The organism is Arthrobacter sp. 01T419, from assembly GCF_056398865.1.
Genome location: NZ_JBFTQF010000001.1, coordinates 348,676 through 362,864, shown reverse-complemented (window position 1 = coordinate 362,864; position 14,189 = coordinate 348,676). Strand labels below are relative to the sequence as shown.

Genomic DNA, 14,189 nt, shown 5'->3' with positions numbered 1-14,189 from the left:
AGCATTTATGGTAAAACAAAAGTGGCCTGATGGCTCGTTTTTGGGTGAACTCGACCATTCGCTTGGCCGGCCCCTTTCCCCTGTAACCTTGACCAGTGGCATTGGACTTTACGGCGATCGACTTTGAAACTGCGAACGGCTTCAGGGGTTCACCGTGCTCGGTCGGCCTCAGCAAGGTCCGCGGCGGAGTGGTGGTGGAGGAAGCCTCCTGGCTCATGCGGCCACCAGAAAACCATGACCACTTCGAGTACCACAACACGCGAATCCATGGCATTCGGGCCGAGGACGTCGCCACCGCTCCCCGTTTTGGCGAGCTCTTCCCCGAAATTGGGGCCTTTATCGGAGGAGACATCCTGGCTGCCCACAATGCGGCCTTCGATCTCGGCGTCATCCGTTCAGGTCTTGAAGTGTCCGGGCTGCCGGGGCCGGCGTATGAATACGTTTGCACCGTGATGTTGTCCAGGCGCTGCTATTCCTTGGTTTCCAACTCCTTGCCCTACGCCGCGGAAGAGGCCGGGGTGCCTCTCGTGAACCATCACGACGCCGCCGAGGACGCCCGGGCCTGCGCGGGGATCCTGGTCGATATCGCCCGCCGGAACAATGCCAACAGCATCGCCGAGCTCTACTTGTCGCTCGGCCTGGACCTGCCTAAACAGCAGGCTTTCCGGCCTGGAGAAGGGCTTTCGAAGCAGACCCTGGCTGCGCTCGCGGCCGTCGGGGCTGGCGGGCAACCTTCCGGCCGTTCCGGCGTCGGGAGCAGCGCGGGCCAGCTGGGACGAGCCTGGGGCAACTGGCCGGAAGAGGGCACCAATCCGGTGCCCAATCCGGCAGCAGAACCGAGCCACCCCCTGTTCGGCCAGACCGTCGTCTTTACCGGCGAGCTTGCGATTGCGCGGCCGGAAGCGAAACAGCGGGCCGCGGAGATGGGGGCGCGTCCGGAGAGTCGGGTTACAGGAAGGACCACGGTCCTGGTGGTGGGCGACGGATTTGTAGCCGGCGATCTCAGGAACGGACGACTCACCGGCAAAGCCAAGCGGGTCCTGGAGCTGCATAGCCGCGGCCAACAGATCGAGGTGCTGTCTGAAGGAGAGTTCCTGCAGATGGTTGGCGGAAGCTAGGAACCGGCGCGGCCCGGTTCGCCGGGCCGTCGGCAGATTTCACACGGAGCAACAAAGCTTCCCGTTGAGTGCCCGCGCTCCTAGCCTTGAGCCATGAGACAGGGAAACCAGCCGGACACGGCGCGGACCGCCGTCGGCGCCCCTTCATCAACCGCGTCCGGGGCCCACGCCGCCCCCAGATGGCGTGCCGTCTTCGCATTCCCCAACCCGGTCAATGAGTACGCCGCGAGGATCACGGCGGGCCTTGTGGTTTTGGCTGCGGTGGCTACGCTCCTGAGCGGCTTTGGCTGGGGGCTCGTTCTGATTGCTGCCGGTTTCTGGTTGCGCGTACTGTTCGGGCCGAGGATTTCGCCGTTTGCCCTGTTGTCCGTCAAGGTCCTGGCACCACGGGTGGGCCCCGCCAAACTTGTCCCTGGCCCACCAAAACGTTTTGCCCAGGGAATTGGGGCCGTTCTGAGCACAGCGGCCGCTATTCTGTTCTTCGCCAATTTCGCCCTGGGGGCGTGGGTCCTGCTCGCCCTGCTGATTGTGGCAGCTTCCCTTGAGTCGTTTGTGGGATTCTGCCTTGGCTGCGCCATATTCGGTTTCCTGCAGAGGCATGGCTTTATCCCCGAGGAAGTCTGCGAAGCCTGCAACAACATCGCACTTCGCCGGCTATGAGTCGATTGCTCCCTAGCCGACCGTGACAGCGATAAGCCGCTGGGCCATCCCGCGGATGACGTCAGGAGCCTCAAGAGCTTCAAGCCAGTCTGACGGCAGGGCTCCCTCGCCGTGGAAAGCCCCGAGGATGTTGCCCGCGATGGAGGCCGTGGAGTCACTGTCACCGCTGTGGTTCAGCGCCATGGCAACGGCCTGGCGGAAATGGGCGGACGGATCGAGCGGTGCCTCGGCCGCCGCGGCGGTTGCCAGCACAGCATAGAGCCCGACGGCGAGTGCCTCCTCAGCGACCCAGCCTTCGCCTAGTTGCGCGGTGAGTTCTTCCGGGCTGAGCAGAGCGCCGGTGGAGGACAGTTCCAGCGCCTGGTGGAGACGGTCCAGCAGTTCGGCGGCCGGATCGGGCAATCCTGCCACTACGCTCAAGGCATGTTCAGCCGCACTCCGTACATCCGAGCCCGTGGCCAATTTGTGTACCAGAACACTGAAGGCACCGGCACTCTGCCGCGCAGAAGGGTGCCCGTGGGTCAAAGAGGCGGCGTCAGTGCTCAACTTGTAAACCGCGGCCTCGGAAATGTGTGGGACCAAGCCAAACGGTGCGGACCGCATCACGGTGCCGCAGCCCTTCGAATCCGGGTTGACCGGGCGAAATTTGGTCCCCATTTGGCCGGTGGCGAGTCCGCTCAGGCAGGCCTTGCCTGGATGACGGCGGTGCCGGAGTACCTCCTGCTTGTCAATCCAACGCGGTTGGGGAACCGGCGCCGATGCCGGCAAGGCCACGCCCTGGGTGGCGAGCCATCGCAGGTAGGCCAGCCAGAGACACGCTGTTTCATCGGCGGCCACGCCGTCGTTGGCCCACTCGAGCGCTTCCACGAGTCCGTCCACGGTGTACAGCGTCATCTGGGTGTCGTCCGAAAAGTGGCTGCCGCCGTCGAGCTGTCCGAAAGAGGTGAGACCCGCTGCGCCGTAGCGGGAGCGGATGGTGTCCAGGTCGTCGAATTCGACGGCGTAGCCGAGCGAATCGCCCAGGGCACCTCCCAGCAGGCAGCCGTGGACCCGGGACTCGAAGGTCGGCACGGCAGAGGGGGACGATTCAGCAGTCATAGTGGTAATTTACCGTGGCCGTTTCGCCGGTCTTCACTTGGCCACTGATACGGTGGCTCCTGAACCAGGAGGCAACGATGCGTGAACCGGCGTGGCGCAAAACCGGAACGACCCCGGACTACAGATTCTCCCTCGCAAATGAGCGGACTTTCCTTGCATGGATCCGTACCTCATTGGCGCTGCTCGCAGGTGCCGTGGCTATCGATCAGCTCGCTCCGAATATTGCGCCGCAGCCGGTGCGCATTGTCCTGTGCGTCGTGCTTTCCATCATTGGCGCGGGGCTGGCGACGCTCGCCTACCGCCGGTGGGCACAGATGGAGTCAGCCATGCGTAACGACCAAGCCCTGCCATTCTCACGTGTCATGTTGCTGATGACCATTGTGGTCGCCGTAGCGGCCTTCACCTTTGCGGTGCTGATCCTGGTGGCGCGTTGAGCGTAGAAGCCAGGGATCCGGGCCTGCAGCCAGAGCGCACCACGCTTGCCTGGCGCCGGACCCTGATTTCGCTTTTGGTTGTGGATCTCTTTATCTGGCGCAGGTGGCTGTCGGCGAAGTCCGGTGCGGGGCAATTGCCCACCGGAATACCGGGGCTCGACTACCAGGGAATCTGCGCTTTGACGGCCGCTGCTGCGACGATCGTCCTTGGCAGCGTTGTGTGGGTAAGGTCCCGCCAACTCCACCACGGAACAGAAGAAGCGTCGGCCGTCCTTATGCTGGCAAGCGCACTGTCCATCATCGCCCTCGGCTGCGCGGCGGTCGCCGCGATCGCATTGGGCGACTAGGCTCAGATTCAGGAAGCGTCCAGACTCGGCTGACAGGATGCTGCGGGGCAGGCACGCAGGCTGCTGCATGACGTGCTGTTGCCGTGCGGCTCCGCAATACGCCACCCTAACTTCGAACTAAGGAATCATTCGACATGACCACAACTGTGTCCGTTCCCTCCTCCCGCGGTACCGGGCTCATCGCCCGGGCATCCGCTGAAGCTCTGGGGACGTTGTTCCTTGTGGTTATTGGTGTGGGCGTCCCCATGTTCAGCATTCCGCAATCGAGCACTGTGCCTGCGCCGCTGGCCGGCGGACTTGCGGTTGCCGCGGCCATGCTCGCCTTCGGATACCTTTCCGGCGGCCACTTCAACCCGGCTATCACCGTCGGCCATGTGATTGCCGGGCGCACAAAGCTCGTGGATGGCGCGGCATACCTTGTGGCCCAGGTTGTCGGCGGCCTGCTCGGCGCCCTTGCCGTGTTCGCACTTGTGCGCACCGTGCCCAAGATCGACGACAGCCGGGCTGCATTCGATACCGTCTCTGCCGGCTTCGGTGAGCACTCCGTCATCCAGGCTCCCATGGCCGGCGCGTTGCTCGTGGAGATCCTCGGCGGTGCACTGCTGGTGGGGGTATTCCTCGCCGCCACCGCCCGGCGCAACCCTGTCAGGACCGCAGCCCCGTTTGCCGTCGGCCTGACCTTCGCAGTGCTGTTGCAGCTTGGACAGTCAGTCGGCAACCTTGCGTTCAACCCTGCCCGCGCCACCGCCTCCGCCGTCTTCAGCTCCAGCTGGGCCGTGGAGCAGCTCTGGCTCTTCTGGCTCGCACCGCTGCTGGGGGCAGCAATCGCTGGCCTCATCTTCCGTGGCTTTGGAGAGTCCGCTCCGGTAGCCGTAGCGGAGATCGAAGATCCCGCACAGTCCGACGAGTGGGAGGAAGAGTCCGACGACGACACGGACACCGGCGCTTCGGAAGGCTCAACGGAGGTCCCTGCGCCAACTGCGGCTGCCGCCCCCGCAGAAGTGAAGCCCGACGTCGATCCCGCCCGTGATTTCTTCGACGGCAAGCGGGACTGACACAGGGATTTAGCTGCCCGGAAGGCGCTGATATTGCCGGTGCCGCCGTGCCGCGTCAAAAATGTCTGTGCCTCCGGTTAGCGTGAAATCATGAAGCTTCTTCACACTTCGGATTGGCACCTGGGCCGCTCATTCCATGGCGTCGGGATGCTGGATGCCCAACGCAATTTCATTGAGCAATTGCTGGCAGTGATCCGCGAGCAGTCGGTCGATGTCGTGCTGATTGCCGGTGACGTCTACGATCGTGCCCTTCCCGGACTGGATGTTGTGAAGCTTCTCGACGACGCCCTCGTGCGGATCACGGATGCTGGCGCCAAGGTAGTGCTGACAAGCGGTAACCACGATTCCGCGATCCGCCTCGGGTTCGCCTCACGCTTGCTGGAGCGCGGGGGAGTCCATCTGCGGACCCGCCTAGAGGATCTGGATTCCCCGGTCTTGTTCACTATGGATGGGAACGACGTCGGCGAAGCTCTGCCGGGTGCCCCGGTGCTGGCCGTCTACGGCATTCCTTATCTTGAACCGAGGCTCGTCGCCGAACGGCTCGGTACACAAACAGCTAGTCACTTCGACGTCACCCAGTCAGCCGTGCAGCTTATTCGCGAGGACGTCGCCCGGCGGAGCGAGACGGGACCTGTGCATTCCGTGGTGCTAGCACACACCTTCGCGAGTGGAGGCATTACTTCGGACAGCGAACGCGATCTGAGCATCGGCGGTTTGGGAGCAGTGCCGCTTGATCTCTTCGACGGCATTGGCTACACGGCCTTGGGCCACCTTCACGGACGCCAGGAACTTTCGGAGCACGTCCGGTATTCGGGTTCGCCGCTGGCCTACTCTTTCTCCGAAGCCAAGCATCGGAAGGGCGCATGGCTGATTGACGTCGGATCCGACGGCGTGAACCACGTCGAGGAAATCTTGTGGAAAGCGCCGCGGGAGCTGGCGATTCTCAGAGGGAAGCTCGCCGAGCTTTTGGAGGCAGAGGAATACAAGTGGGCCGAATCCGCCTACTGCCAAGTCACGCTCACGGACTCCGCGCGGCCGGCGCAGGCCATGGAACAGCTGCGTACCCGCTTCCCGGACACCCTGGTGTTGGGCTTTGATCCGGAGGACGCCGAGGGAAGGGCCAAGGCCAGCTACAGCAGCAGGCTTGCCGAAGCTGAGGACGATCTCGAAGTTTGCTGTGGTTTCCTTGATCACGTGCGGGGAAGGCCCGCCGACGAAACTGAACTTTCCGCGCTTCGTGAAGCCTTGGAAGCGGTTCGGCTGGAAGGGGCGGAGCTGTGAGAATCCACCACCTTGAGATTGAGGCTTTCGGGCCCTTTGCCAAGGTTCAGTCGATCGACTTCGATCAGCTGGGCGCCCAGGGTCTGTTCCTCCTGAACGGTGCCACCGGCGCAGGCAAGACGAGCGTGCTCGACGCCATCTGCTTTGCCTTGTATGGCTCCGTGCCCGGGGCTCGCCAAGACGGCAAACGCTTGCGGAGCGACCACGCGGAACCGGCTGCAGAGCCCCGGGTTGTCTGCGAATTCTCGGCGCGTGGTAGGCGCTTTGAGGTCACCCGCTCCCCGGCGTGGGACAGGCCCAGTGCCCGCGGACGCAAAGGCTTCACCACCCAGCAGGCCAAAACCCTCCTGCGTGAACGGGTCAATGGCTCGTGGGAAGAAAAGACCTCCCGGAACGACGAAGCCGGTGCGGAAATCGGTGACGTCCTCGGGATGGACCGGGAGCAGTTCACCAGGGTGGTCATGCTCCCGCAGGGAGATTTTGCGGCTTTCCTACGCTCCAAGGCTTCCGACCGGCTAGACCTGCTCCAGAAACTCTTCGGCACCCAGCGTTTTGAAGCCATTGAGCAGCAGTTGGCATCCCAGGCAATCACCGCGCGCGCAGAGGTGCAGGACAACCAGAACAGTCTTCACTTGCTCCTGCAGCGGGCCGAATCGGAGTTTGCCCAACTGGGCATTGAAGAGTCTGTGGACCCGGAGGTCCTTGACGTAAAGTCCGACGTGGCGGCGCCCGAACTCAGGCTCGGCCACTTGGAAGCATGGGCGCGGGCCGAATCGGCGGAGCGGCACCAGGCGGCCAGATCCGCAGACATTGTCAGGCTTCAGCTGGCCGACAAGCTCAATTCCGCACGGGAACGGGTCCAACGCCACGCGAAGCTCGACGCCGCCACGCTCCGCCACGAAGCGTTCTCCGCACGCGCGGCCGAAGTCCAAGAAGTCCGCGATCGTCTAGGACGCCACCGGAAGGCCGCCGTCCTTGGCGGACAGCTCGACGCCGTAGACCGCGCCGCGAAAGCGCTGGACCTGGCGGGCTCGAAAGCCGAAGCCGCTACGGCGAAGCTTCTTGCAGCCTCCTTGGACGCAAGCGATCCCGCGGTGGCCTTGGCCGGAATTCATGAAACCACAGCAGTCCTGGAGGCCCGGGTTGGAGACGAACAAAAGCTTGAGGACATCACTGCCAGGCTTTTTGCACTCGACGTGGCGGCCGGGCAGCGGGACGCGGCCAAGGCGGCAAGGTCCATAGCCGTCGCAGAGCTTCGTGCGGAGGCATCCGCCTTGGAAGCCGGCCTGGACCCACTGGAGGCCGCAGCCCTGGAATTGCCCCTCCGCGAAAGCGAAGCCGCCGCCGCACAGAACACTGTCAAGACGGTGGCCCGTCACACCGCGGCCCTCGAATCACTCTCCGCGGCCGTCAAGCGGCACGCGTTCGCCCGTGCGCTTTCCCAAGACCTCCGCCAACTCTGGCTGGATCTGCGCGAATCCCGGTTGGCCAACGCCGCCGCCGAGCTCGCAGCAAAGCTGCATGATGGTGATGCTTGCCCTGTCTGCGGAAGCGTTGAGCACCCCTCTCCAGCGCCAGCCGGACTGACGGCCTTGGCCCTTGCCGAGAAAGAGCAATCCGCCCACGAGCGCTATGACGAGAGTGAGCACGAACTACTTCAGGCGGCGGCTGAGCTCGCCTCGGCCGAGCAGGAAGTCGCCGTGCTCGCCGCCCAAGGCGGAGACATCGATCCAAAGGAAGCCGCTTCCGCGGGGGCCTCGGCCAACGATGCCCTCGCCTCGGCACGCTCCGCCGTCGAAATACTCAAGCGAGGAAAGGAAGATCTCACCCGCACGAAGGAGCGCATAGCCCGCTTGGAGGATGAACAACTCCAGGAGGACACGGCTGCTGCGCAGGCTGAGTCAACCATCGCCTTGCTGGGCGAACAACGCGAGTCCCTGGACTCCTTGCTTTCGGGGCTTCGTGATGGCTTCGACACTCTCCGCGCAAGGATCGAGGCATTGGCGGGGCAACGCGTGCTCCTGCAGTTCGCCGTAACTGCAGGCGCTCAGTTGGAAGGCGCCCGGCAGGCCTTGGACGATGCGTCCACAGCCTTGGAACATGCTCTTTCGGCAAACCACTTCGAAACAGCCGAGGATGCCCGGCGCGAGATCCTCGACGAACAGCACGCCGCCCGCTTTGACGAAGTCGTCAGGGCTTCCGAGACCGAGAGTGCCCGTCTCGCGGAGCTTTTTGAGTCCGAGGACCTTGTGCTTGCTGCCAAGGAATCCCAGATCGGCGAGGTGCCGTTGTCCGCCGTCGAGCTCGCCGCCCTTGAACAGGAGGCCGGGCAGGCGGAAGAAGCGGCCCGCCGTCTTGCCCTCGCTGCGGGACTCGCCGCCCGAACGGTAGAGAGCCTGGCAACGATCCGCTCGCAGTATGAAGAAGCTGCGGCGTCTGGTCGGGAACCCCGCGAACGCGCCCGGGTGCTCAGCGAACTCGCCGAAACTGCCAGAGGGTCGGGCGACAACGGCTACAAAATGAGCCTCAACAGCTATGTCCTGGCTGCCCGGCTCGAACAGGTCGCAGCAGCGGCGTCGGAGCGCCTTATTGCCATGAGCGACGGCCGTTATACCCTTCAGCACACGGACGCCAAGGCGGCCCGGGGCGCGAAATCCGGTTTGGGCCTCGAAGTCGTGGATGAGTGGACAGGCCAGCGGCGGGACACCGCCACGCTTTCCGGCGGAGAATCCTTCATGGCCTCGCTCGCATTGGCCTTGGGGCTCGCGGATGTTGTCCAGCAAGAGGCCGGCGGCGTAGATATCGAAACCTTGTTTGTCGATGAAGGCTTCGGGAGCCTTGACGAGCAGTCGCTCGAACAGGTCATGGATGCGCTGGAAGGACTACGCGACGGCGGCCGGGTCGTTGGACTCGTCAGCCACGTTGCGGAAATGAAGCAAAGAATCAGCAGTCAGCTTCAGGTGATCAAGAGCCGAAACGGCTCCATTGTGCGAATCGTCCATGCGTTGGCCGCCTAGGACGCGGCCACAAGGAACAGACGCACCCCCGGGAGCAGTCCGGTAGACTTGGAGGGTTACACCGGGTCGCGCGCATCGGGAGGAGGGACGATGCGCACCATTCAGCGAACCCGGAATCATGAACTCCTTCCCACGAAACGCCGCGGCCAACACCGCGCTCGAGCCTGCCCCATCGCAGCCGGTCCTGCTAGATTCAGCTGCTCCTCCTACCGCGCAGCGCCATTCACGTCTGCCCGGCCGCTTCGCGCGCCTGCCCGAACTTGCTGGCCGAAACTTCCTGCCGCTGGGACTCTTCGCGAGGCTGCCCCTCGCCATGCTGACCGTAGGCACCCTGACACTTGTCACGGCCGTCAGCCATTCTTACGCCATCGGCGGCCTGGCCGCCGGCGCAGTCGGCATCGGGTCGGCCGTAGGTGCGCCGGTGCTCGGCTCTCTCGCTGACCGGGCCGGTCAGCGTCCGGTCCTGCTCGTAGCCGCGGCCGTCAACGCCATCACAGTCATTGCACTGCTTGTCGCGGCTTACCTGACGCCGGACTTCAACGCGCCCACGGACGCGATTGCCATTCTGGTGACGGCTTTCCTCGCTGGGGCGAGTTGCCCGCAGGTGGGTCCCATGGCCCGGGTTCGCTGGATGGCACTGACCACAAGGAACCTGGCCACCCGGAACCTGGGCCCTGGAGCTAGCGGAAAAGCCGCCGGTTCCGGCAGTGTGGCGACGAGTCGTGCCGACTTGGATACTGCCTTGTCCTACGAAGGAACCGCAGACGAGGTCACTTTCGTCCTAGGGCCCGCGCTGGTTGGCATTTTGGCCAGCCTCGTAGCTCCTTGGCTGCCCCTCGCATTGGCCGCGGTCCTCACTGCCACCCTCGTGCCTGCTTTCGCCGTCCATCCTTCGCACTTGGCCGTGGTGCCGGCTAAGCGCAAGGCACCGGCCGTCGTCGGGAGCGCTCTTGACGGACAGAGAACAGGTGTCCGTTCCCTTGCCTGGTTGAAGGTAGCCGTTCCGGTATTGGCCATGGTCTGCATGGGAACATTTTTCGGCGCCACGCAGAATGCGTTGAGTGCATTCTCCGCCCAGTTTGCCACCGCCGAAATCGCGGGGCTGATGTATTCCGTCATGGGCCTGAGCTCCGCTGTCGCCGCCCTGTCTGTTGCCTACTGGCCGCAGCGCTTTGGACTGGCCATCCGTTGGGTGCTTGCTGCCGCGGCGATGACGGCGTTCTCGCTGTTGTTGTTCCTTCCGGCCGGGATCTGGCCAATGGTCATTGTTTTGCTCGTACTGGGAATTCCGGTGGGACCCGTCATGGTGACGGTCTTTAGCATCGGGGGAGTGGTGGCTCCGGCCGGCCGCATGGCAACGGTCATGACCGCCTTGGCGAGCGGGATCGTGGCCGGTACGGCCTTGGGCGCCTACCTTGCGGGCCAGTTGGCACAGACCCAAGGTCCCGGCGCCGCTTTTGTGGTGTCCACGGCCGCTTCGGGTGCGCTTCTGGTGCTTGGGATCGTTGCGGGACTGGTCCTTCGACGCAGGCCGTCCACTCGACAGTAAGGCTTCGACTTTCAAGCGCGGACAAGAACCAAGCCGTCAGCTGTAGTCGAGCGCGCCTGTCAGCGAACGTGCCAGCAGGTCGACGAGCCCCAGGGACCGTTCCTCGTCCGGATCGGCCAGATGCTGCATGCTGATGCCGTCGATGCCGGAGATGAACAAGCGCGTGACCTGTTCGAGGTTCACAGGAACGGGGTCGCCGGCAGCTTCAGCTGCACCGCGAAAGAGATCCAGGGTTGAACTGATCCACCCCTCGTACATGGTCTTGTTCATCAGGAGTGCTTGCGGCTCATCATCGGGTCCCACGCGGAAGCGGCGCAGCAAGAGCTCAAACGTGGTTATCTGCTCATGCGGATTCTGCACCATGCGGGTCCAGATACGCCTGGCGTGGGCCTGGATCACGTGTTCCAGGCCCAACTCCGGTTCGCCGACTGGAGGCAGTGCCTGCGCGTAGTCGCGGCTCAGGAAGTTGTACACCTCTTGGAGCAGCTCATCTTTGTTCCGGAAGGAATAGTGCAGCGCCGCCAAGGGTGCGTCGGCTTCAGCCGCGATGCGCCGCGTGGTGGCCGCGGCCAGTCCATCGCTCGCGATGACCTTCGCGGCCGCACGCACAAATTGCAACCGGCGCTCTTCGACCGGAACTCTGGCCATGGTGTCCTCCCAGATACGTCGTTGACCATCCTATGTCCGGCTCCGTCGCTTCCTCGGAAGCGCGGCGGCGGTGGTCATGAAAGCAACTAAACAAGAAAGTTTGCCATAAACCTAGTCAAATGACCTAGTCAAGCGACATACTTGGCTTCAACGGGTAATCGAAGTCACACTTACGAGTGCGTGAAAGGTCGGAGGCAGCGATGGAGCAATTCGCGGAACTGGTCATCGTCAACGGCCAGGTGCTGCCAATGGTGGACGACGGCTCCGGGCCGGGTCCCTCCGCAATTGCGATCCGCGCCGGCAAGATCACGATGGTAGGCAGTGATGGCGACGTGCTGGCCCAGGCCAGCACGGACACTCGAGTTGTTGACGCCGCGGGCGGAGCCGTCATCCCTGGAATCAACGATGCGCACCTGCACTTCATCGCATCCTCCATGGTCGGATTCGGATACCTGGGCGTGGGCTCCGCGGAATCGTGGGCAGGGGTGAGGTCCATGATCGACTCGGCAGAACCCGGAGCGGACGGCTGGATCCGTGCCCACGGCTGGGATGAGGTCCTGATTGGCCCCGAGCATGGTGAATTGCTGGATGCCCGGCCGGACGTACCGGTTGTTGCCTTCGATAAGACCGGACACCAACTCCTGGCCAACCGGGCTGCGATGGCCGCCGCCGGGATCACCGCAGGAACGGCCGATGTTCTAGGGGGAGTTATCGCGCGGCTGACCGATGGGAGCCCCCGCGGCCTGTTCAAGGACGGCGCCATGGAACTCATTTCACGAGCCCTGCCGCCCGTGCCCGTGGAGACCTTGAGACGCTCGGCCCTGTCCATGCAGTCCCTGCTGCACCAACAAGGCATCACCTCGCTCACTGAACCCGGATTGGGACCGGCCAGCGCCGGGCTGCTGGACGGAACGGGTTCGACGGCGGCACTTAAGCTGCTCGGCGATCTCGCCGTCGCGGGGGAGCTGAGCCTGCGTATGAATGTCCTCCTCCTGTTCGCCGGAACCGGGGGAGTGAGCGCTGAGGCGGTAGCGGATGGACTGGCTTCAGGGCTTGCCACCCATTACACGGACCGCGGAATCGACGAACGGCTCCTGCGCATTGCCGGGGTCAAAGTTTTTGCGGACGGAATCCCTCGTAGCGGCACGGCCTGGATGTCCGAACCCTACGGAGATGCGTGCAAGCATGGCAGCCTGGTGGTCCGCGGCGGGAGTGACGCCGAACGGGTAGCCGAACTCGGCAACATCCTGGAACTGATCGATATCGCTGGCTTGCAGGCAGGGATCCACGCCACAGGCGACGCCGCCACCGAGGCCGCCGTGGAGGCCTTGATTGCCCGCACTGACACCGTGGCAAGACGGCATTACATCATCCATGGTTCCTTCAGTTCGCACCGGACATTGGACACCATGGCGGCCCGGACCATCGGCTACAGCACCAACCCGCTCATCCGTTCGATGGCCGGCGACGCGATGCGCTCCATCCTGGGCGAGGAACGCTTTGAGCGCCATCAGCCTCTTCATTCCGCATCCATCGCAGGCGTGCATTTCAACCTGGCATCGGACTCACCTGTCGCGTCCACCGACTGGCGCCGCACGGTGATTTCCGCCGTCGAGCGCTCAACGCGGACCCGCCCCGGACGCAAGGACGATCCTGAACGGATCTCCGGCACGCAGGCCCTCGCCGCCATGACCAGCCAGGCTGCGTGGCAGGACCACGCAGAGCACTTCAAGGGGTCCCTCCGTGCCGGAATGGCGGCAGATCTTTGCCTTCTGGCCGAAGGCTGGCCCGACGACGGAAATATCGGGGCATTGGCCGAAAACGATGTGCTCATGACCGTCAGTGGTGGCCGGGTCGTCCACGACGCCACCGGCAATTGACATACCAAGACTTCACCCCCATGGATTCCCGACAAGAAATGCACCCCAACTTCGGCAACTAGCCGTACTAGCAAGGAGACACACGATGCGAAGAAGCATTCCCCTCGTCCTGGCTGCCACTGTGGCACTCACGCTCGCTGCCTGTGGATCGGGCCCTAGTCCCTCATCCGCCAGCAACCCGGCAGGACTTACCACCCTCAAGGTCGGCACCATCGGCATCGGCTCGGACGCCGCGTTGCAATTGGCGATCGACAAAGGCTACTTCAAGGAACAAGGGCTTGACGTCCAGGTCTCCGTCGTGGCCAACCCTCCCGCCGGCGTGGCTGCAGCCCAGAGCGGACAGCTGGACCTGACGTATTCGCCGTCGATCCCCATGCTTAACGCCCTTAGCCAAAACGTCCCGGTGACGATCGTCGCCGCCGCCGACGGATACGCAGACGACGCCCTGAGCACGAAAGACCTTTCCAAAGTTGACGACACCGCGCTTGTTGCAGGGAAGAATTCCGGCATCATCCGGCCCAAGGACCTCGAAGGCAAGTCCGTTTCCGTTCCTGCCCGCAAAGCCCAACTGGAAGTCACCGTCAGCAAGGTCATCAAGGACGACGGCGGGGATCCGGCCAAGGTCAACTGGATGGTCCTGGACCCGTCCTCGGCCATGCAAGCGCTCAAGGCAGGACGGGTCCAAGCGGCATCGCTGATATCCCCCTTCAGCTCGCAAGCCGTCAACGACGGCGAAAAGCTCCTTGCCTCGCCCGGAATCGAGTTCTTCGGGAAGGGCGCAGTCGGCCTCTGGCTGGCCGGCAAGGGCACGGTGGCCTCCAAGAAGCCGGCCTTGGAGGGATTCAAGAAGGCCATCTACAAGGCCAATGCGTATGCCAACGCCAACCTCCCGGAAGCCCAGGAGCTGAGTGCCAAGATCACCAAGACCAGCCTTGACGTCGTCCGGGCCGGAGCTGCGAACTACTGGCCGGTGACCGTGCGTGTCGATGACATCGAACGCGTCGACAAGCAACTGGTGGATCTGGGCTTCCTGAAGCAGAGCGTGCAGCTCGCGCCCGACCTCATCATGGGCAACTGAACGGCCCCCACCAAGCTCCTGGAG

General features: G+C 63.8%; 12 protein-coding genes. 10 read left to right on the top strand and 2 right to left on the bottom strand.

Annotated features, from left to right (window positions below):
* Positions 1 to 95 precede the first annotated feature (95 nt).
* Positions 96 to 1,118 carry a 3'-5' exonuclease gene (locus AC1DLO_RS01750; protein WP_476888586.1) on the top strand — a complete coding sequence of 341 codons (1,023 nt, stop codon included), beginning with the start codon at positions 96 to 98 and terminating at the stop codon, positions 1,116 to 1,118.
* Between the two features lie 93 nt (positions 1,119 to 1,211).
* On the top strand, positions 1,212 to 1,778 hold the full coding sequence (locus AC1DLO_RS01745; RefSeq protein ID WP_476888585.1) for a DUF4395 domain-containing protein: 567 nt from the start codon (positions 1,212 to 1,214) through the stop codon (positions 1,776 to 1,778).
* A gap of 12 nt (positions 1,779 to 1,790) precedes the next feature.
* On the opposite strand, the gene AC1DLO_RS01740 is transcribed toward AC1DLO_RS01745, so the two are convergent.
* Entirely contained in the window at positions 1,791 to 2,876 is a 1,086-nt protein-coding gene (locus AC1DLO_RS01740; RefSeq protein ID WP_476888584.1) for an ADP-ribosylglycohydrolase family protein, read from the bottom strand.
* 77 nt (positions 2,877 to 2,953) lie between these two features.
* Between AC1DLO_RS01740 and AC1DLO_RS01735 the strand changes: the two genes are divergently transcribed.
* The 6 genes from AC1DLO_RS01735 to AC1DLO_RS01710 all read left to right on the top strand — a co-directional run bounded on the left by AC1DLO_RS01735 (position 2,954) and on the right by AC1DLO_RS01710 (position 10,559).
* Positions 2,954 to 3,310 carry a YidH family protein gene (locus tag AC1DLO_RS01735; protein WP_184737200.1) on the top strand — a complete coding sequence of 119 codons (357 nt, stop codon included), beginning with the start codon at positions 2,954 to 2,956 and terminating at the stop codon, positions 3,308 to 3,310.
* Positions 3,307 to 3,657, top strand: a complete 351-nt coding sequence (locus tag AC1DLO_RS01730; protein WP_476888583.1) for a DUF202 domain-containing protein — start codon at positions 3,307 to 3,309, stop codon at positions 3,655 to 3,657. Before AC1DLO_RS01735 ends, AC1DLO_RS01730 begins: the two co-directional genes overlap by 4 nt.
* 134 nt (positions 3,658 to 3,791) lie before the next feature.
* A complete protein-coding gene (locus AC1DLO_RS01725) occupies positions 3,792 to 4,712 on the top strand; it encodes an MIP/aquaporin family protein (protein ID WP_476888582.1) in 921 nt (306 codons plus the stop codon).
* 90 nt (positions 4,713 to 4,802) lie between these two features.
* Positions 4,803 to 5,993, top strand: a complete 1,191-nt coding sequence (locus AC1DLO_RS01720; RefSeq protein WP_476888581.1) for an exonuclease SbcCD subunit D — start codon at positions 4,803 to 4,805, stop codon at positions 5,991 to 5,993.
* Positions 5,990 to 9,010, top strand: a complete 3,021-nt coding sequence (locus tag AC1DLO_RS01715) for an AAA family ATPase (RefSeq protein WP_476888580.1) — start codon at positions 5,990 to 5,992, stop codon at positions 9,008 to 9,010. The genes AC1DLO_RS01720 and AC1DLO_RS01715 overlap by 4 nt, the downstream gene beginning before the upstream one ends.
* Positions 9,011 to 9,128: 118 nt before the next feature.
* The gene (locus tag AC1DLO_RS01710; RefSeq protein WP_476888579.1) at positions 9,129 to 10,559 is read left to right on the top strand and encodes an MFS transporter; all 1,431 of its coding nucleotides are present in this window, start codon (positions 9,129 to 9,131) and stop codon (positions 10,557 to 10,559) included.
* A gap of 36 nt (positions 10,560 to 10,595) precedes the next feature.
* Here AC1DLO_RS01710 and AC1DLO_RS01705 read toward each other — a convergent pair whose 3' ends face one another.
* The gene (locus AC1DLO_RS01705; RefSeq protein WP_476888578.1) at positions 10,596 to 11,207 is read right to left on the bottom strand and encodes a TetR family transcriptional regulator; all 612 of its coding nucleotides are present in this window, start codon (positions 11,205 to 11,207) and stop codon (positions 10,596 to 10,598) included.
* Between the two features lie 200 nt (positions 11,208 to 11,407).
* On the opposite strand from AC1DLO_RS01705, the gene AC1DLO_RS01700 reads away from it, so the two are divergent.
* Positions 11,408 to 13,087, top strand: a complete 1,680-nt coding sequence (locus tag AC1DLO_RS01700) for an amidohydrolase (RefSeq protein ID WP_476888577.1) — start codon at positions 11,408 to 11,410, stop codon at positions 13,085 to 13,087.
* A gap of 85 nt (positions 13,088 to 13,172) precedes the next feature.
* Complete coding sequence (locus tag AC1DLO_RS01695) at positions 13,173 to 14,165, top strand: ABC transporter substrate-binding protein (RefSeq protein WP_476888576.1); 993 nt, start codon at positions 13,173 to 13,175, stop codon at positions 14,163 to 14,165.
* Positions 14,166 to 14,189: the final 24 nt, after the last annotated feature.

Coding starts and splice junctions, on each gene's coding strand:
- AC1DLO_RS01720 (WP_476888581.1), top strand. CDS start 4,803: ATGAAGCTTCTTCACACTTCGGATTGGCACCTGGGCCGCTCATTCCAT.
- AC1DLO_RS01695 (WP_476888576.1), top strand. CDS start 13,173: ATGCGAAGAAGCATTCCCCTCGTCCTGGCTGCCACTGTGGCACTCACG.
- AC1DLO_RS01735 (WP_184737200.1), top strand. CDS start 2,954: ATGCGTGAACCGGCGTGGCGCAAAACCGGAACGACCCCGGACTACAGA.
- AC1DLO_RS01745 (WP_476888585.1), top strand. CDS start 1,212: ATGAGACAGGGAAACCAGCCGGACACGGCGCGGACCGCCGTCGGCGCC.
- AC1DLO_RS01700 (WP_476888577.1), top strand. CDS start 11,408: ATGGAGCAATTCGCGGAACTGGTCATCGTCAACGGCCAGGTGCTGCCA.
- AC1DLO_RS01725 (WP_476888582.1), top strand. CDS start 3,792: ATGACCACAACTGTGTCCGTTCCCTCCTCCCGCGGTACCGGGCTCATC.
- AC1DLO_RS01705 (WP_476888578.1), bottom strand. CDS start 11,207: ATGGCCAGAGTTCCGGTCGAAGAGCGCCGGTTGCAATTTGTGCGTGCG.
- AC1DLO_RS01740 (WP_476888584.1), bottom strand. CDS start 2,876: ATGACTGCTGAATCGTCCCCCTCTGCCGTGCCGACCTTCGAGTCCCGG.
- AC1DLO_RS01710 (WP_476888579.1), top strand. CDS start 9,129: ATGAACTCCTTCCCACGAAACGCCGCGGCCAACACCGCGCTCGAGCCT.